This window comes from Dysgonomonas sp. PH5-45 (assembly GCF_029893235.1).
In the GTDB taxonomy this organism is placed as follows: Bacteria; Bacteroidota; Bacteroidia; order Bacteroidales; family Dysgonomonadaceae; genus UBA1309.
In genome coordinates this window covers 72,155-89,412 of sequence record NZ_JARXWE010000008.1, presented here as the reverse complement: position 1 = coordinate 89,412, position 17,258 = coordinate 72,155, and the positions used below count along the sequence as shown (strand labels likewise).

16 protein-coding genes are annotated in these 17,258 nt (G+C 39.0%); 1 reads left to right on the top strand and 15 read right to left on the bottom strand.

All coding sequences use genetic code 11. From position 1 onward, the window contains the following. Nucleotides 1-190: 190 nt before the first annotated feature. On the bottom strand, nt 191-793 hold the full coding sequence (locus tag M2132_RS04770) for a nitroreductase family protein (protein ID WP_280671870.1): 603 nt from the start codon (nt 791-793) through the stop codon (nt 191-193). 122 nt (nt 794-915) lie between these two features. Continuing rightward, nucleotides 916-2,028 (bottom strand): TlpA disulfide reductase family protein, encoded by a 1,113-nt coding sequence (locus M2132_RS04765; protein ID WP_280671868.1) that lies wholly within the window; start codon nt 2,026-2,028, stop codon nt 916-918. A 621-nt stretch (nt 2,029-2,649) separates the two neighbouring features. Here M2132_RS04765 and M2132_RS04760 point away from each other — a divergent pair. Continuing rightward, nucleotides 2,650-4,683, top strand: a complete 2,034-nt coding sequence (locus tag M2132_RS04760) for a M13 family metallopeptidase (protein ID WP_280671866.1) — start codon at nt 2,650-2,652, stop codon at nt 4,681-4,683. Between the two features lie 86 nt (nt 4,684-4,769). On the opposite strand, the gene M2132_RS04755 is transcribed toward M2132_RS04760, so the two are convergent. From M2132_RS04755 to M2132_RS04695, 13 genes are all read right to left on the bottom strand, one after another. Next, a complete protein-coding gene (locus tag M2132_RS04755; protein ID WP_280671864.1) occupies nt 4,770-5,498 on the bottom strand; it encodes a YebC/PmpR family DNA-binding transcriptional regulator in 729 nt (242 codons plus the stop codon). Nucleotides 5,499-5,558: 60 nt separating this feature from the next. Next, complete coding sequence (gene pheT, locus M2132_RS04750; protein ID WP_280671862.1) at nt 5,559-8,021, bottom strand: phenylalanine--tRNA ligase subunit beta; 2,463 nt, start codon at nt 8,019-8,021, stop codon at nt 5,559-5,561. 207 nt (nt 8,022-8,228) lie between these two features. Further along, nucleotides 8,229-10,649 (bottom strand): prolyl oligopeptidase family serine peptidase, encoded by a 2,421-nt coding sequence (locus M2132_RS04745; RefSeq protein ID WP_280671860.1) that lies wholly within the window; start codon nt 10,647-10,649, stop codon nt 8,229-8,231. Between the two features lie 6 nt (nt 10,650-10,655). Then, entirely contained in the window at nt 10,656-11,717 is a 1,062-nt protein-coding gene (gene aroC, locus M2132_RS04740) for a chorismate synthase (RefSeq protein WP_280671858.1), read from the bottom strand. A 289-nt stretch (nt 11,718-12,006) separates the two neighbouring features. Beyond that, a complete protein-coding gene (locus M2132_RS04735) occupies nt 12,007-12,234 on the bottom strand; it encodes a hypothetical protein (protein ID WP_280671855.1) in 228 nt (75 codons plus the stop codon). A 52-nt stretch (nt 12,235-12,286) separates the two neighbouring features. Beyond that, nucleotides 12,287-13,168 (bottom strand): tail fiber protein, encoded by an 882-nt coding sequence (locus tag M2132_RS04730; protein WP_280671853.1) that lies wholly within the window; start codon nt 13,166-13,168, stop codon nt 12,287-12,289. After that, nucleotides 13,137-13,286, bottom strand: a complete 150-nt coding sequence (locus M2132_RS04725) for a hypothetical protein (protein WP_280671851.1) — start codon at nt 13,284-13,286, stop codon at nt 13,137-13,139. Before M2132_RS04725 ends, M2132_RS04730 begins: the two co-directional genes overlap by 32 nt. Then, complete coding sequence (locus tag M2132_RS04720; protein WP_280671849.1) at nt 13,287-13,562, bottom strand: hypothetical protein; 276 nt, start codon at nt 13,560-13,562, stop codon at nt 13,287-13,289. A 237-nt stretch (nt 13,563-13,799) separates the two neighbouring features. After that, entirely contained in the window at nt 13,800-14,678 is an 879-nt protein-coding gene (locus M2132_RS04715) for a hypothetical protein (protein WP_280671847.1), read from the bottom strand. 5 nt (nt 14,679-14,683) lie between these two features. Further along, nucleotides 14,684-15,694 carry an HK97 family phage prohead protease gene (locus tag M2132_RS04710; protein ID WP_280671845.1) on the bottom strand — a complete coding sequence of 337 codons (1,011 nt, stop codon included), beginning with the start codon at nt 15,692-15,694 and terminating at the stop codon, nt 14,684-14,686. A gap of 174 nt (nt 15,695-15,868) precedes the next feature. Beyond that, nucleotides 15,869-16,141 carry a hypothetical protein gene (locus tag M2132_RS04705; protein WP_280671843.1) on the bottom strand — a complete coding sequence of 91 codons (273 nt, stop codon included), beginning with the start codon at nt 16,139-16,141 and terminating at the stop codon, nt 15,869-15,871. 150 nt (nt 16,142-16,291) lie between these two features. Further along, a complete protein-coding gene (locus tag M2132_RS04700) occupies nt 16,292-16,690 on the bottom strand; it encodes a hypothetical protein (protein ID WP_280671841.1) in 399 nt (132 codons plus the stop codon). A gap of 195 nt (nt 16,691-16,885) precedes the next feature. After that, the gene (locus tag M2132_RS04695; protein ID WP_280671839.1) at nt 16,886-17,170 is read right to left on the bottom strand and encodes a hypothetical protein; all 285 of its coding nucleotides are present in this window, start codon (nt 17,168-17,170) and stop codon (nt 16,886-16,888) included. Nucleotides 17,171-17,258: the final 88 nt, after the last annotated feature.

Genomic DNA, 17,258 nt, shown 5'->3' with positions numbered 1-17,258 from the left:
GGTCCACTGCCGGACTACTCATACATACGATGGGCAAAATTGCCATCGCTTTTATTTATCTAATTTTTTAAATACTGATTCGCATTATTAAATATATAGTAGTTTTAAAATAAAACAAAAGAGATTGGTTTGAACTCAAATCAATCTCTTTTATTGTTTAGTAAACCCACTCCAAGGGAGAAGCGTTTGTTTATTTAAAAGTTAAAACCCTTTCGTTTATAGGTTTAAATTCTTTTTCGCCCGGTGCTTGTGTTGGCTTCCCGAAAGGCATTTGAGCAATAAGCTTCCAATTGGGATTAATGCCCCAAGTTTGCGCCACCTCTGCATCAATCAACGGATTATAATGCTGCAATGTTGCTCCAAAACCGGTATCTTCGAGCATCGTCCAGATAGCAAATTGATGCATACCGGCTGTTTGCTGCGACCATACAGGGAAGTTTTCGCTATATCCGGGAAATGCTTTTTGCAGCTCTTCTACAACTTCTTGATCTTCGTAAAAGAGCAATGTTCCGTAACCCGAAGCAAAGCAGTTGTCTATCTTCGTCTCTGTTGACCCGAAAGCTTCGGCCGGAACTATCTTACGGAGAGTTTCTTTAGTTATATTCCAAACTTTTTTGTGATTCTCGCCCAATAATATAACTACCCTTGTTGATTGTGAATTGAATGCCGAAGGAACATGCTTTACCGCAAATTCTACTATTTCTTGTATCTGCGCATCGCTTATCGGCGATTCATTACTGATAGAATAATAACTGCGGCGGTTCAGCACCGCCTCTTTAAAATTTCTGGCCATAACTTTCATTTATTAATTTTGTTTATCCATTCTATATTGAGAAACAAACATGGATAAGCTTTTGTTTTGCTAAATGAAAGAAAGACCGCTTTCACTCTCTTTTGGGGAAAGGGAGAAAAGAATTATTGCTTTAACAGTTCTTCAATTTTACCGGCGGGATATACGCTGCTTGATCCTCTTTCCACGATAATACCGTTTCCGTCTATTAATATTGTTTGTGGAATATATTTTATGCCATATGCTTTAGCCACAGAACCCTCCCAACCTTCAAGGTCGGACAGTTGTTCCCAAACCACACCATATTTTTTAGTAGCTTTGAGCCATGCCCCCTTATCTTCATCGAGCGATATGCTTATAATAACCAATCCTTTACTTTTATACTTTGCATATAAATCTTTTACATTCGGAAGCGTTGCTATACAAGGTCCGCACCACGAAGCCCAGAAATCAATATATACAACCTTAGCATTTCCTATCAAATCCGACAGTGAAACTTTATCTCCATTAATGTTTACGCCTTGCACATCAATATAAGGCTTACCGGCACTTGTAGCCAACGATTTTTCGGCAGCATCGAAAAAGCTCTTCCCTTTTTCCGAATTCTGAAACAAAGGCGAAGTTTCCTTAAAAAGTTCCCTAAACCGTCCAGGCTCAAGATAAGGGTAATTGTCGAGCAAAAAATACTGTCCGGCAGGAGTCATCGCAATTGGTTTAATATAGTCCGAAACCAAGTTCGACATCTTAATCATGCTTGCATCTTGTCCGCCAACAAACTCGTTCCTTGCCTCAGGAGTAAGTTTATTTTTTTCCAAATATATTTCGAAATTCTTAAAATTATCCCTTGCCTCCGAAAAATATCCGTACAGGCTTGCCATAAAGTTTTGCAGGCGGTCATTTTCGGGTGTACCCGATACTTTTATCGAAGCAGAGTCATATTTTACGGCAATCTCTCCTTTCTCCAGAATAATTTTAGCTGTACCAACCGATTCTATCTCAACGATTCCCGCAAAAAGCGTATCCGAACAAACACCTTTAAATTTATATCCTCCGTTCTCGATGCAAACCGAATCGAGGGTTGTATCACCTTTACCTGTGGTGTTAGGTATCCTTAAATAGGCTGTTTTTCCATTAAACAGATTACTACCCAAATCGCCGGTAATTATATAATCTTTGTTTTCATTACAGGCAGTAGTAATGAAAAGAATGATTAACGTTAATATTGCTATATTTTTCATATTAAATGCTGCGGTTTGATTTTCAGATAAAAACAATCTTTGAGGTGTAAAATTACTTCAAAAGTAGATATTTTTTGCTAAAAACAGGTTGTTATTGTTCTTTTTTATATTTCATAAGTCGTATCTATTGGCGATAAGTCACAAAAAACAATTATAAATCTAATTAGTAGCATCTACATTTATTATATTTCATTAATTTTCAGACATTATCCAATCAAATTTACATTTTAACTTTTTTGCTATTAGGTTTACTAAACAATTACAATACTCTTAAATTTTAACTATACATACCTGTAGCGTATTTAGAGAGTTTATGTCAAATAGCTCATTATAAATATTTTGTAATATTTGTCTTTCTGAACAAAGTGAAGAATCTCTGTATTTTCTATTAAAGATCCTTCGTTTCGCTCAGGATGACAAAACGGATATATCTTACTTCTCAGACAATTAGCTTTTATTTTCTAAACGCACCCCGGATTATATATATATAATAACATCAAGATGTGTGATATAGTTTTCCGAATGGAAAACTATGATAATTACCACTTTTTTATTGGGTGTGTTGTCTATTTCTTTTACTTTTGTCAGAATAAAAATTAATTCTTATAATAAAAAATTACAATGAAAAAGATTTATTATTTTTTACCCCTTGCTTTGTTTTTGGCTACGGCAAATATAACTGATGCCAGTGCCCAAACAAACGGAAAGGGGTTAGACATGGCAAATTTAGATAAGAAAGCCAATCCCGGTAAAGATTTTTTCCGTTTTGCAACAGGTGGTTGGGCAGATGCCAACCCTATTCCCGATGAGTATTCACGCTATGGATCGTTCGATAAATTGCGGGAGAACAACCAAATTCAAATAAAAGAACTCATAACCGAACTTGGCAAAACACAACACATTCAAGGTAGTAATGGCCAGAAAATAGGTACTCTCTATACATTGGGGATGGATAGTGTAAAACTAAACAAAGATGGAGCAGCCCCAATTAAAAGCCAGCTATCAAAAATAGCAGCCATAAAAACAATAGACGACGTTATCCGTGTTTCGGGCGAAATAAACCGCTACGCATCCAGTCCGTTCTTTGCCCTATATGTGAGCGCTGACGACAAAAACAGCTCAATGAATATCCTACACTTGTATCAAGACGGTTTGGGTATGGGCACACGCGACTACTATGTTGAGCAAGATGCACACTCAAGAGAACTGCGTGATGGATATATGACCCTAATGACCAAACAATTTATCCATGCAGGCTATCGGGAAATGGATGCGCGCGTTGCAGCTACTGCCGTAATGAAAATAGAGACTGCCTTAGCCGAATCTCATTACACAAAAGAAAAAGCACGTATCCCCGAAGAAAACTATCATAAATATACTTTCGAGCAATTAAACAGCCTTACATCTAACTTCAATTGGACAAAATTCTTTGCCGCAAACGGCGTTTCCGGCATCAAAGAACTGAATGTTTCGCAACCGGAGCCTATTGCCGCAGCCGTGAAGCTAATGCAAACAAGCCCCATCGAAGACATTAAAGCTTACTTGGCATGGAAAGTTATAAATTCGGCTTCTTCATATCTTAGCGATGATTTTGTAAACACTCGTTTTGATTTTTACGGAAAGCAAATGAGCGGAAGCAAAGTTATCCAACCAAGGTGGAAACGTGCAGTAAGCACTATTGACGGTGCGCTTGGCGAAGAAGTTGGCCAGATGTATGTAAAAAAATATTTCCCGGCCAAAGCCAAAGAACGCATGGTTGGTTTAGTAAAAAACCTTCAGGTATCCTTGGGTGAACGAATAAACGGGCTTGAGTGGATGAGCAAAACAACAAAGGCAAAAGCGCAAGACAAATTAAACAACTTTATTGTTAAGATTGGCTACCCTGACAAATGGAGAGATACTTCAGGCCTTAAAATAGAAAACGACAGCTATTGGGCAAACATAGTGCGTGCTTCGGAATTCGAATACAACTATAACTTCAGCAAATTAGGAAAACCTGTCGATAAGTCGGAGTGGCACATGTCGCCTCAAACCGTAAACGCTTATTACAACCCAACCTCCAACGAGATATGTTTTCCGGCAGGAATCCTACAACCTCCATTTTTCTATATGGAAGGCGATGACGCTATCAATTACGGAGCCATCGGTGTAGTTATAGGCCATGAAATGACCCACGGGTTTGACGACCAAGGACGCAAATTCGACAAAAACGGAAACATGACGGATTGGTGGACTGCCGAAGATGCAGCTAAATTCGATAAAAGAGCGCAGGTTATGGTCGATTTCTTCGACAATATCATCGTTATCGACGACCTACACGCTAACGGCAAATATACATTGGGCGAAAACATTGCCGATCATGGTGGATTGCAGGTAGCCTTTAATGCCTTGATGAAAACCAAGGAAGGTAAAGCCAACAAAGAAATAGACGGATTCACTGCACAACAACGTTTCTTCTTAGCTTATGCCAACCTATGGGCAGGCAATGTTCGCGACACTGAGATTGTACGCCTCACAAAGGTAGATGTTCACTCATTAGGGAAATGGCGTGTAAATGCTGCCCTACCCCACATCGACTCATGGTATAAAGCCTTTAATATCACCGAAAAAGAACCTTTATTTATAAATAAAGAAAACCGCGTTTCGATCTGGTAATACCATAAATACCACAGAAAAATTGCCCCGCTCTGTAAACTTTCTTCAGAACGGGGCAATCTTTTTATAATTTCAACTCAGGTCGGTTACAGAGCTTCTTCTTCAGGTTTCATATTATGAAATACATTCTGTACATCTTCGTCTTCCTCAAACTTATCGAGAAGTTTATTTAACTGTACACGCTGTTCTTCGGTAACGTCCTTCATGTCGGTAGGTATACGTTCAAACTCTGCGCTGTGAATCTCGTAGCCGTTATCTTCAAGGTATTTCTGAATATCGGAATACGATTTGAATTCGCCATAAAGAAGTATATCGTCTTCGTCCTGCTCTATTTCGTCTACACCGAAATCAATTAATTCGAGTTCCAACTCTTCGAGGTTTAAACCTTCTTTTGTTGCTATCTTGAATACACATTTGTGGTCGAACAAAAACTCCAGACTGCCCGATGTCCCTAACGAACCGCCAAATTTATTGAAATAGCTACGAACATTTGCTACCGTACGTGTTGGATTATCGGTTGCCGTTTCAACAACAATAGCTATCCCGAAAGGGCCATAACCTTCGTAAACAATTTCTTTGAAGTCAGACTCATCTTTCGATGTCGCCTTTTTGATGGCTCTTTCTACATTTTCTTTGGGCATGTTCTCTTTCTTCACTTGCTGAAGAAGTACACGTAAACGGGGATTTGTATCAGGGTCGGGGCCACCTTCTTTGGCTGCTATTGTAATTTGTCTTCCCAGTTTTGTAAACACACGAGCCATATTGCCCCAACGTTTCATTTTCGTTGCTTTACGGTATTCGAACGCTCTTCCCATAATATTTTATTTAAATCTTTTTTTAATATAATTTCCGGACACAAAAGTATAAAAAATTTCTTATCGTAGTTGTGCCCCAAGCTCTTGTTCGAGCGAGGTTTGTATTTTTTTCATTATCGCATCAATCTGCTTATCGGTAAGCGTTTTTTCGTTATCCTGCAATACAAAATTTACAGCATACGATTTTTTCCCTTCCGGCAGATTTTTGCCTTCGTACACATCAAAAAGACTTACCGATTTCAGCAGTTTCTTTTCGCATTTTTGAGCAATCCGTTCAATTTGTTCAAACAGCACATCTTTGTTTAGCAACAAAGCCAAATCACGACTCACAGCCGGGTATTTGGATATCTCGGCAAATAGAACCGAATGCTTCCGGGTTTCTTTCATCAGAGCATCCCAATTCAGTTCGGCAAAATAAACTTCGGTATTTATATCAGCCTGTTTCAGTAGTTTTTTCGAAACAATGCCTAATGTACCTAAAACACGATTGGCACGGCTTTTTATTGTCAATCCCGTGGAATATATGTCGCCCGATAATTGTTCGTACTGATAGCCGCTTTGGGGTAGACCTAAGCGAAGCAATACATCTTCAACGTATCCTTTCAGGTGATAAATAGTCGATTTTTCGGCAGTAACAGCCCAACTGTTATTAGTCATATCACCGCACAACCACAGGGCGAAATGGAACTCTTCGGAATATTCTTTCAGGGTTTCGCCTTCCACTTTCTTGTCGGCATCGTAATAATAACAGTTCCCGAACTCGTAAAACCTCAAATCGTTGTTCTTGCGGTTGCGGTTGTATGCAATGCTCTCCAAACCACCAAACAACAGTGTCTGGCGCATCACGTTCAAATCCGTACTCAAAGGATTGAGTAAACGAACACACCTTTCGAGTGGATAAGTAGGTAATTCTCTGTAATAAGCTTCCTTTGTCAGAGAATTATTCATTATCTCGTAAAACCCATTGGCTGTTAATTGCTCTGAAATCAGATTTTGCCTATCGTTACTTTTGTCAGTTGGCGTTTGGTAAGAAAGGCTGGAGTTTAACGAACTGTCAATCTCAATGTTGTTGTATCCATAAATACGCAGAATATCTTCAATTACGTCCACATCGCGGGTTACGTCTACCCGGTATGTAGGGATATTCAACAACAAAGAATCGTCTGTTTCATTCTCTGTCTCCACTTCAAGGCTTGCCAAAATAGATTTAATCACATTTTCGTCCAACTCTTTGCCTATCAAAGCATTTGTTTTGCTGCAAGAAAGCTCTACTTTGGTTTTTTCTATCACCTGTGGGTACACATCCTGTATATCGCCCACAAAACGGCCTCCCGCCACTTCCTGTATCAGAAGGGCAGCACGTTTCAGCACGTAGATTGTGTCGTTAGGATCGCAACCGCGTTCAAAACGGAAAGACGAGTCGGTATTCAACCCATGCCGGCGGGCAGTTTTCCTTACCCATGTAGGGTTGAAGTAGGCCGATTCAAGAAACACATCGGTAGTAGACTCTGTTACTCCCGACTTCAAGCCGCCAAACACACCGCCTATACACATACCTTCGGTGTCGTTGCAAATCATTAGGTCGCGGTCGCTAAGAGTACGTTCCACTTCATCGAGAGTTGTAAACTTAGTGCCTTCGGGCAATGTTTTCACATACACTGTTCCGCCTGTTATATATTTTTTATCGAAAGCATGCAACGGATGTCCCAGTTCGTGCAACACATAGTTAGTAGCATCAACCACATTATTGATAGGGCGTAGACCTATCGCCAACAGTCTGTTTTTTAGCCATTCGGGGCTTTCCGTCACTTTCAGGCCTTCTATCGTTAAACCCGCATAACGGGGGCAAGCTTCCGTGTTTTCCACTTTAATACGAACACCCTCGGCTTTACTATCGGTTTTAAACGTATCGACGGGCGGACGATGCAATTCCGTGTGTACGCCGTTCTGTTTAAGATATGCCGCCAAATCGCGCGCAACACCAAAGTGAGATGTTGCATCAACACGGTTGGGAGTGATATCTACTTCCAGCACATAATCGCTCTTAATATTATAATAATCCTTGGCTAAAGTGCCCGGAACAGCTTCGGCAGGTAATACTATAATACCATTGTGACTTGTGCCTATGCCTATTTCGTCTTCGGCGCAAATCATACCGAAAGATTCTTCACCTCTTATTTTCGATTTCTTGATTGTAAACGATTCTTCGCCCGAATATAGGGTTGTGCCAACCAAAGCTACAATTACCTTCTGCCCGGCGGCAACGTTCGGAGCACCGCACACAATCTGTAAGGCACTCTCCTGCCCTACGTTTACGGTTGTTATATGCAGATGGTCTGAGTTGGGATGGTCTACACAGGTAAGAACTTCGCCTACAACAAGGCCTTCCAGCCCACCTCGTATTGTTTGAATTTCTTCTACTCCACCTGTTTCAAGACCGATAGACGTTAAAGCATCGGCAAGCTGAGTGGGCGTTAAATCGAAATCTACATAATCTTTTAACCAATTGTACGAAATATTCATCTTATATATTTTCTTAACCGCATAATATGCAGCTGTTTATATTATTTCAACTTTTTATTGCGAAAGATTGCCAAAAATACGAAAAAACTCAGACCTGAAAAAGCATCGCACAGCTATTTTTGAAGAATGCCAAATACACAACAAAAATTCCCCCAAACAGATATCAGCTATTTGGGGGAAAGATTTGCTGTTACAGTAAGTTTCTGTTTACTTTTTGTTCTTCACATATTTTTCCAACCATTGGTCTTGCTCCCACAACAAATGCAGAATGGACTCCTTGGCCATATACGAGTGGCTTTCTTTAGGGAGAAGCACCAACCGCGTTGGGGCACCCAAGCCTTTCAAAGCATTAAAATAGCGTTCGCTTTGCATGGTATGTGTACCCATATTATTGTCGTTTGCCCCGTGAATCAACAATAGGGGAGTTTTCATTTTATCGGCGCTCATGAAAGGCGACATGGTATTATACACTTCGGGAACATCCCAATAGCTACGCTCTTCCGCTTGGAAACCAAAAGGAGTTAGCGTACGGTTGTAAGCTCCGCTGCGTGCTATCCCTGCCGCAAACAGATCAGAGTGCGAAAGTAGGTTTGCTGTCATAAATGCGCCATAAGAGTGTCCACCCACGGCAACACGATTACGGTCTATGTATCCCATTCCGTCAAGAGCATCTATTGCTGCTTTTGCATTGGCTACAAGTTGTTCTATAAAAGTGTCGTTAGGTTCTTTATCGCCTTCTCCAATAATCGGAAATGCGGCATCGTCCAAAACAGCATAGCCCCGTGTAACCCAATAAAGCATCGAACCATAATAAGGATACGTAAACTCATTAGGGTTAGCTGTACTTTGTCCGGCACTGCTCCTGTCTTTATACTCGGTTGGATAAGCCCACATAACCATCGGCAGTTTTTCTCCTTTGGCCTTATCGTATCCGGCAGGTAAATATAGTGTACCCGAAAGTTCAACGCCATCGGCACGTTTATACTTTATCACTTCCTTCGATACACCTTCGAGGCTCTTGAACGGGTTTTCAAAATGGGTTAAAGGCTGGGGTGCAATCCTTTTCAGAGTATTCAAGATATAATAATTAGGATACTCGGTAGCCGATTGCAAACGTACAAGGTATTCGCCTTGCTTGGCGTTAATGATAGACATTATTTCAAGCACCTTATCTGTATAAGGCGATTGGTATAAGCGATTTGTCTTCTTTGTTTTCAGATTTATTTCGTCAACAAAAGGGAATTGTCCTTTCTGGCTATATCCCTCACCTATCAAATATGCTTTATCGCCATCCATATTCAAGGTATAACGTCCGAGTTCATTTCTTTTTGTATCAAAACTTCCGGGGTCGCTATATATATCCTGATAGTTACGGTCGAAAAGCACTGTTGGTTTTTGTTCCGCTTTAGAAGGATTGAACACATAGGTCTTCATATTGCGGGTATTCCACCACAAATCATACAAAATTGCAGTATTTTCATTGCCCCATGTTATACCCCTGTAACGGTTTATGGTTTTAACCAAGCTTTTGACTTTCCCCGAGAAGGGAGCATCTAAGGTAAACACTTCGTCCCTGTACTCCACTTGTTTTTCAGGATCACCGCCATCAAGGGATTCAACCCAATACAGGGAAGCAGGTTTATCGTTACGCCATGCTATATTACGTTTCCCTTGATAGGTAGCCATAAATCCTTTTGGCATGACTTCCAGTAAAGGCTGGTCGTTTATTTGGGTTACAAGTGTTCCGTCGGTTGTATAAACAGTAGTTGCCGTTGGGAATCTGTCGAAAGGAACAATATAAGAATATGGGCGGTGGATGGTTTCAACAAGTACATATTTTCCGTCGGGCGAAAAGCTTGTTTCGGTATAAATATCTTTTCCTTTCCAAAGCGTTTTATTTCCGGTCATGTCAACCTTATAGAGTTCGGATGTAACCAGCGTTTCGAAGTTGGTTTCGTCAATGGCGTTCTTCAGCAAATCCTGGTATGTTCTATTCTGAGCCTTTGCTCCTTTTTCGCTTACCGATACTGTTGGCCCTGCGGGTATAGCTTCTTCAGTATTAATAAGCGCAGGCTTGTCTTTAGGTAAAAAACGGGTTAAAAAACCACTGCCATCTCTATACCAGATATATGGAGAACCCATATTCGCATTCAAGGTAGCATCCGTAAGGCGTGTGGCTTTGCCTGTTGTAAAGTCTACACACCACAGTTCAACCCCTGTTTCGGTTGTGTTGGTGAACGCCATCCGGTTTTCGTCGGGCGACCATCCGAAATTTGCCAACTTCGGGTTGGCGGGTAGTCCTGTCACCTGTTTAGCTTCCGGTTCGTCCACTGTTTTGTATTTTAAATTATTCACATACGGTGTCGTACTCGATATATTGGTTTTAGGGTTTACCCGTAAACCTGCCAACTTCATCTCTTCTTCCGACAGTTCGCTCAACGATTTATATGTATTTCTGTACATAAAAATCATCAACTGTTTTTTGCTATCCATATTTAAGGACGGGGCACGCTCAAAATCGACCAATTCAAGAATTTCCTTAGGTGGCTTCTGATACTTCAAATCTTCTTGCGCACTCACCTGCAAAGAAAAAGAGAGCAACACTATTAAATAAAATATCTTTTTCATAGCTATTTATTTTTGGTTTAATAAGTAATAGTCTAAAATAGTCATGGCTGCCATTGCCTCTACTATGGGTACGGCTCGTGGCAGTACGCAAGGGTCGTGACGGCCGCTTGCCCTGAGGTGAGTATCTTCGCCTTTTTTGTTCACGGTATCCTGTTCCATCAAAACAGTAGCCACAGGCTTAAAGGCCGTTCTGAAATAAATATCCTGTCCGTTCGATATTCCGCCTTGAATTCCACCCGAATGATTGGTTGTTGTTACAATTTTTCCGTTTTCGTTATGGAAAACGTCATTCACTTCCGAACCACGATGGTTTACATCAAAACCATCGCCATACTCAAAGCCTTTAACAGCATTTATGCTCAACATGGCCGCACCAAGAGCCGCATGCAACTTTCCAAAAACAGGTTCGCCCAAACCAACAGGTACACCGGTTATGACGCAAGTTATTACCCCTCCGATGGTATCGCCTTGTTTTTTTACATCACTTATCAACTCTATCATTTGGGCTGCTTTTACAGGATCGGGGCATCGGACGGGGGTGGCTTCGATAAGACCAAAATCGTAGTCTTTGTACGAGCCTTCAAGTTTTATATCTCCAACCTGCGATGTAAAAGCCGTAATATTTATATTCGATTGGCGCAAAGCTAATTTAGCAATAGCTCCGGCCACACAGCGTGATATGGTTTCCCGCGCAGACGAACGGCCTCCCCCACGATGGTCGCGTATCCCATATTTCTGCTGATAAGTATAATCGGCATGCGATGGGCGGTAAATATCTTTCATATTATCATAGTCGGACGGGCACTGATTGTTGTTATGGATGGCAAAGCCTATGGGCGTTCCTGTTGTTTTTCCTTCGTATACGCCCGACAGGAAAACAACCTCATCGGTTTCTCTGCGCGATGTGGTAAGAGCCGATTGCCCCGGGCGGCGGCGGTCCAATTCTCGACGAATGAAGTCAACATCCAGTTCAACTCCCGATGGGCAACCGTCAATAATACCACCTACGGCCACCCCGTGCGACTCACCGAAAGACGTCAGCCTGAATATATTACCAAATGTATTCATTGATTAAAAAAGTTGAATAACTACAAATATACAGAATAAAGCCCGAAAAAACAGAGTAAAGCCATGAAATTGAAGAAGCATATTCTTTCTATTTTCATTAACTTTGCTACACATAAATATTTTAAACCCTTTTTTTTAAGCAGAAATGTATAATCTAAAAATTGAAATGTGCGGAAATTTAAAATGAATTGTACACGTTTAACACGATGGTTTAAAAACGTTAAAGTAAGCATTTTTGTAGATTTGCTTATCTATTTGATATAAAATATATCATTTTGTTAGAATATCGCTATTCATTAAAAAATTCTGAAAACTCCTTTTCAAATTCTTTTGCAACGGCTGAAATCAATTGCTTATCTCCAATATATTCAGCATAATCAAGTATAGAAAAGGCTTTTGCAACTGGTAAGGCAAAGTTAATAAAATTTTCCTTATCATCAATATCCAAATCAATTGCTTTTAATATTTCAGGATCATCCGTAAAATCAAAAGCCGTTTTGTTTCTCAAATCATTCATATTGCAAGAATTAACCAGTATTTAAAAATGATTTAAACACTGGTTAAATATACTATTTTACTTTGATAATCTTTGATACAACCAAATAAGGCGGTCTATTTTCATGCGGTTTGTTTTCACCTACTGGTGAAGAATACGCCCACGCATTATCTGTATCATTGCTATTGCTACCACGCATATTTTGAATATAGTCATTTGCATATCCCCACGGTGGATTCCATGCAGTAGATGGATTTTCACCCCACGGATATATGTGTTTATGTTCAGGCGTTTCAGCAATAGTCAATGTGTGTTTTTCTTCACCACCTTTTGCCCCTAATGTCTTATAGTCATCCTTTGAACTATCATAGCCAACGGCAAAACGTCCTCTAAAGTCAGGTAGCTTAAATTCAGCACCTAAGCCACCATATAAGAAACCAATAGCTTCAAATAATTCAGGGTATTCAGTTGTAGATAAACTTCTGCCATCGCAAAGCATATAATCAGAAGGTATCTTTGTTTCCAATCCACCCCATTCTTTGATAACTCCAACAGGATCACCGTTATAACTATCTAAAACCTTTTTGAGTTCTAAATTTGATGTTATCACGGCAAAATCATTCCAATTGTATTCACCATTCGTTGCAAATTGTGCAATGCGGTGTGTGTATGCTTCGGGATAATCAATGCCTAAAGCATGATCATCTTCTGTTGTTTCTTTGATCGTTATTTTATCTTTTTTTAAACCACCGACAAACGGCATTACTTCACCATCAATCACAATAACACCATCCGAAACGTTGCCTGTCTGATCTTCTTTGCATCCTGAAAGAATATAATTTCGTCCACCAATCAAAGCCAAAACAGCTACCAAAGCAGTTGTTTTTTGCATTAGATCGAATGTGTAAGTTGATGCAGGAAAACTATCTTTTGCGAGCCAATTTACTTTGTCCATTACCTTTGTTTTTAGTCATTGCATTTATTTCACGGCTAAAAACAAGCCGTTTCCTGTCATTATTCTCTTCATCTTTGAATAATTTTACATCTTCATCTTTAAATACTATCTTATTCATTTACTTAAAATTAAAGTTATAACCTAAATACGTTTCCGCGATATTTATATACATTGAAAAATTGCTTCTACATAACTGTAAACCAGTTCTTTCACACAATTCATTGTACACTTCAATCTGTTTCTTTCCTTTCGGTTGCATTTTCAACACATCATTTGCCAAATCTTGCACTTTTTCAATTGTTTCAGGCTTCATTCTACTGAAAATGTCATCCAAATAAAACCTATCTTCTTTTTCTCTGAACTCATATCCTAATTTATTGACAGCTATATCCATATAACGCCAAAACGTCCTTATACCCATCGGATATAGTTTGTTGACTACATGTGTATAGCACCATTTCAAACTTCTGTCCTGTCTGCAAGGCTCATAATGTTGTTTGACTATGTCTGCAACAATTCTGACTTTATTTATTGTATTTGCGTTCATTTTAATAGGTTTATTTGTGAAAACAAAGGAAGCCACGCAAACAGGAAAGAAATTGCAATACGTGGCTTTAAAATAGCTTATTCGTTATGCTTTGGCACTGACTATTGCACCTATACCCTTATTGCGGATAGGAACGGCAATAAATCGCTTATCAAAGCCTACAACAGTTGCACGGTGTTCAGGATCATCAACACGTTCGTACATATACACTTCACCATCCGCTTTCATCACTTCATTTGCCTGAAATGCAAACGAGCAAAAACCACTGTCAGCACCGCCAGCAATGCCCCATCCAAGTTTTTCCATTGTGTTGAGGTCATAAACAGGCATACGGCTAAATTGAAGTATTCCAAAGCCCGCAAAACGTTTTGGCTGTCCGTTCACTACATCTGTGATGTCCTTAAAGCCTTTTGTGTCAAGCCTTATCAAGTCGGTAACGTGTGAAGGGTGCAACACCAAAAAACGTTGTTCCAATGGGATTTCCATGTTGTCAAAACGTTCTTTCAGGTTCAGGATGTCATCAAACGTGATTGTTTTGCGTGTACCACTGTTTGCACCTGTGGTGCTTATTACTGGTGTATAGGCACTATCCTGTGCAGGTGCATAAGCGTGTGCCGCTTTTTCGGCTGTTTTGGCTCTCAATTGGTTGCGGTGTCCCATGATCACACTTTCTAACTGATCGTATGAATATTGGATCACATCCGGACGGCGTACCAATGTGTTTTCTGTTTCAAACTTATCCAATGCAATACGGATTGGAGTATCAGCACGCTGAATAACCGTAATAGGATAAGTGTCGTTGTTTATCAACACATTCGGATCAACACCAGCTTCTGCCATATTGATTGCATCATTTTCCACTAATGCGCTGAAATCCTGTCCATACATCAAAAATGAACTGTCAGGATAGAAATTTTCTTTTATTTGGCTTACCCAAATTTCTTTTTCTAATTTTAATGCCATGATTTTTAATTATTTAGTTTGTTTTCTATTTTGCATTTATCCATTTTCAAAAGGCTTTGATACAATTCAGGATTGTCACGCAATGCCTTTGGGTTGTGCTTCCTGTACCAATCCAAGTCATGAACTTCTTTGTTTCTATCAACTACCATTTTCGAAAGGAACATACGTTCAGGCAAAGCAGTTACCACATTTTCAGCTATTTTAAAACCAAGTTTTTCAACAGTTTGCCAACCCTCTAAACCTAAATATGTGATTATTTTATCACTATTATTTTCGTATAGTTCAGTAAGTTTCAAAGTTTGTTGTTTTTCGAAATCGGACTTTTTGTCAGCCAAAAGAAAAAGAATGTCAGTTTGTCCGTTTTGTGCTAATTGTGAATAGTAACGCTTTTCAGTGCCTGTGATTATTCCAAGCCGTTCACATTCATCTATTTGGCTTTCCATTTGCGGTTGCATCAGTTTGCAAATTGCGGTCAAAACATCTTCAATACCTGATTGCGGTTCAAGTCCAAGTGTATCACGGATGTCTAAGAAATAGCGTTGAAAATCACCTTTTTGCGGTGGGTTTTGTTGTTTCAGATTTGCACGAAGTTGTGCGATGCTCAAACGTTCCAGTTTATCACTATACAGTTGTACTGCATTTGCATCCGCAGGAACTGATACAATACTGGCTTCAAATAATTCAGATTTTGTTACAACAAACACACCTTCAATTTCTTGTGCATCTTTCACGATAATACCAACGGATGCACCATTCAGGAAGCCACGTTCAACTTTTCCGCTAATGCTCAACGCTTCTGTATCTTCCGTGTCAAATTCAGGCAGGGCGGTCAATTTGCTTTCTGTTTTTTGGATGTCGTGCCACCGTCCTATTACCTTTTCAGGGTTGTGTTCTAACAACATTACTGGATTACGGTTAAACCGTTCTAAGTCAATGCCGTTTACATCTATTTTATACCCTTTGGAGTTTAACGTGTTACCATCCGATAAAACAAAGCGTTTTGTTTCTTCACTCATGTTTCAGATTGATTTATACTGTTTTACATAAGCAAAGGAACGCAGAAAAAAAACGTTGCCAAATTAGCACTGTCAAAATGGCAGTGATTTTTGAAACTAAAAACGTAAATACTTGTATTTATGTGTTTTATCTATTTTTTAGGCAAGTAGATTTAAAGACATACAAACAAACGGTTATATTTCATTTGATGTATTTGAAATCATCTTTAACAGCTTGTTTGTGATTGAATTACGCAAAATATTGTCTTCTATTTTACATATATCAGACATAATATCTGAAATGCTTTCAACCGTTGGTTTCTTTATCATTGGTGCTTTTCTCCATACTTTTGCCCATCTCCCGATGGTGTTTTCAGCCACACCCAAAATCACGGCTACTTCTTTTTGTTGCATTTCCTGAACCATTACAAGTTCATAAGCCTTGTTTTTTATCTCATTAGATTTCATGATTTTACGATTTTGATATTTGCAAAATCAAAGCAATCAAAAAAGTGATTATAAACAAAAAATCACTGCCAAAACAACATAAAAAAAAGGTGCATCAGTATAAACCAATGCACCTGCAAACTTAAATAGTGGCTTAAAGCCTTGAAAATGCTATATTTTAATTGTTATTACTTCATTTTGTTTTCTCATCATTATATCTTCACATCTGCGTTCTATTCTTATGTCATGGAATGCACCATATAGCAGATTTAATGTCTTAAATAATGGTGCTAATTCATTATCGGGGTTATCATCCCAACCATTTTTTTCTATTTGAGCAAAAACCATACTACGTGCCAATTTCAGCACTTTCATGTGCAATAAATAACCTTCAGGTGTTCCAAGTGTCTTTTTCAACAGATTTACTGTTTGTTCAGTGATAATTTCATTTGCATTGATAACTAAATTGTTATCGGTTACATTTTTTGTTTTCATAATTGTATTTAGTTTGGCATTTGAAGCAAGAAAAACGGCTGCCTCTTCCCGTGTCGCCAAACTAAATACAATCATAACGAGTGAAACTCGAAAATAAATGTAACGGAAAAAGAACAACCGTTCTATATTATGTCATTTATAGGCATAAAAAAAGCCTATACTTTACAATGCAGGCAAATATCACTATTTCACTACATGATTATATTTAATTTGGCAAAGGCAAAATACAGAAATAAAATTGACACTACCAAATATTTTAGCAAAAAAAAATCACTTCTTTTTCTTTGTGTTCACTATCACGGAATTATCTAAAAATTCTGCCAAACTATCCACATCAGGCACTTGCAGAATAGATGCACCCCACCATGCAAACTGTTTATAAGAGTACGTTTTTCGATATTCAAATACAGCATCACGCACTATATTTTTGTAGTTTTCCGTTTCTGCCAGTGGTATCAACTTCACATACACATCTTTTAGGTCTGCAAACTTCCGATCTGCCAGTACATCCAAATATTCAAATACCAGTATCTTTATTTCTTCTGCTTTTTCCATGATATTCAGGTTTGAAAAAACAAAGATAACATTTTTGACATTTTGATAGTTTGCATAATGTTAAATTTGTACCGACTTTGTTCGTCTA

Excerpts from the sequence above, each read along its gene's own strand:
- M2132_RS04715 (WP_280671847.1), bottom strand. The coding sequence starts at position 14,678 with ATGGCATTAAAATTAGAAAAAGAAATTTGGGTAAGCCAAATAAAAGAA.
- M2132_RS04730 (WP_280671853.1), bottom strand. The coding sequence starts at position 13,168 with ATGGACAAAGTAAATTGGCTCGCAAAAGATAGTTTTCCTGCATCAACT.
- M2132_RS04705 (WP_280671843.1), bottom strand. The coding sequence starts at position 16,141 with ATGAAATCTAATGAGATAAAAAACAAGGCTTATGAACTTGTAATGGTT.
- M2132_RS04760 (WP_280671866.1), top strand. The coding sequence starts at position 2,650 with ATGAAAAAGATTTATTATTTTTTACCCCTTGCTTTGTTTTTGGCTACG.
- M2132_RS04735 (WP_280671855.1), bottom strand. The coding sequence starts at position 12,234 with ATGAATGATTTGAGAAACAAAACGGCTTTTGATTTTACGGATGATCCT.
- M2132_RS04755 (WP_280671864.1), bottom strand. The coding sequence starts at position 5,498 with ATGGGAAGAGCGTTCGAATACCGTAAAGCAACGAAAATGAAACGTTGG.
- aroC (WP_280671858.1), bottom strand. The coding sequence starts at position 11,717 with ATGAATACATTTGGTAATATATTCAGGCTGACGTCTTTCGGTGAGTCG.
- M2132_RS04765 (WP_280671868.1), bottom strand. The coding sequence starts at position 2,028 with ATGAAAAATATAGCAATATTAACGTTAATCATTCTTTTCATTACTACT.
- M2132_RS04745 (WP_280671860.1), bottom strand. The coding sequence starts at position 10,649 with ATGAAAAAGATATTTTATTTAATAGTGTTGCTCTCTTTTTCTTTGCAG.
- M2132_RS04700 (WP_280671841.1), bottom strand. The coding sequence starts at position 16,690 with ATGATTGTATTTAGTTTGGCGACACGGGAAGAGGCAGCCGTTTTTCTT.
- M2132_RS04695 (WP_280671839.1), bottom strand. The coding sequence starts at position 17,170 with ATGGAAAAAGCAGAAGAAATAAAGATACTGGTATTTGAATATTTGGAT.
- M2132_RS04770 (WP_280671870.1), bottom strand. The coding sequence starts at position 793 with ATGGCCAGAAATTTTAAAGAGGCGGTGCTGAACCGCCGCAGTTATTAT.
- M2132_RS04710 (WP_280671845.1), bottom strand. The coding sequence starts at position 15,694 with ATGAGTGAAGAAACAAAACGCTTTGTTTTATCGGATGGTAACACGTTA.
- pheT (WP_280671862.1), bottom strand. The coding sequence starts at position 8,021 with ATGAATATTTCGTACAATTGGTTAAAAGATTATGTAGATTTCGATTTA.
- M2132_RS04720 (WP_280671849.1), bottom strand. The coding sequence starts at position 13,562 with ATGGATATAGCTGTCAATAAATTAGGATATGAGTTCAGAGAAAAAGAA.
- M2132_RS04725 (WP_280671851.1), bottom strand. The coding sequence starts at position 13,286 with ATGAATAAGATAGTATTTAAAGATGAAGATGTAAAATTATTCAAAGAT.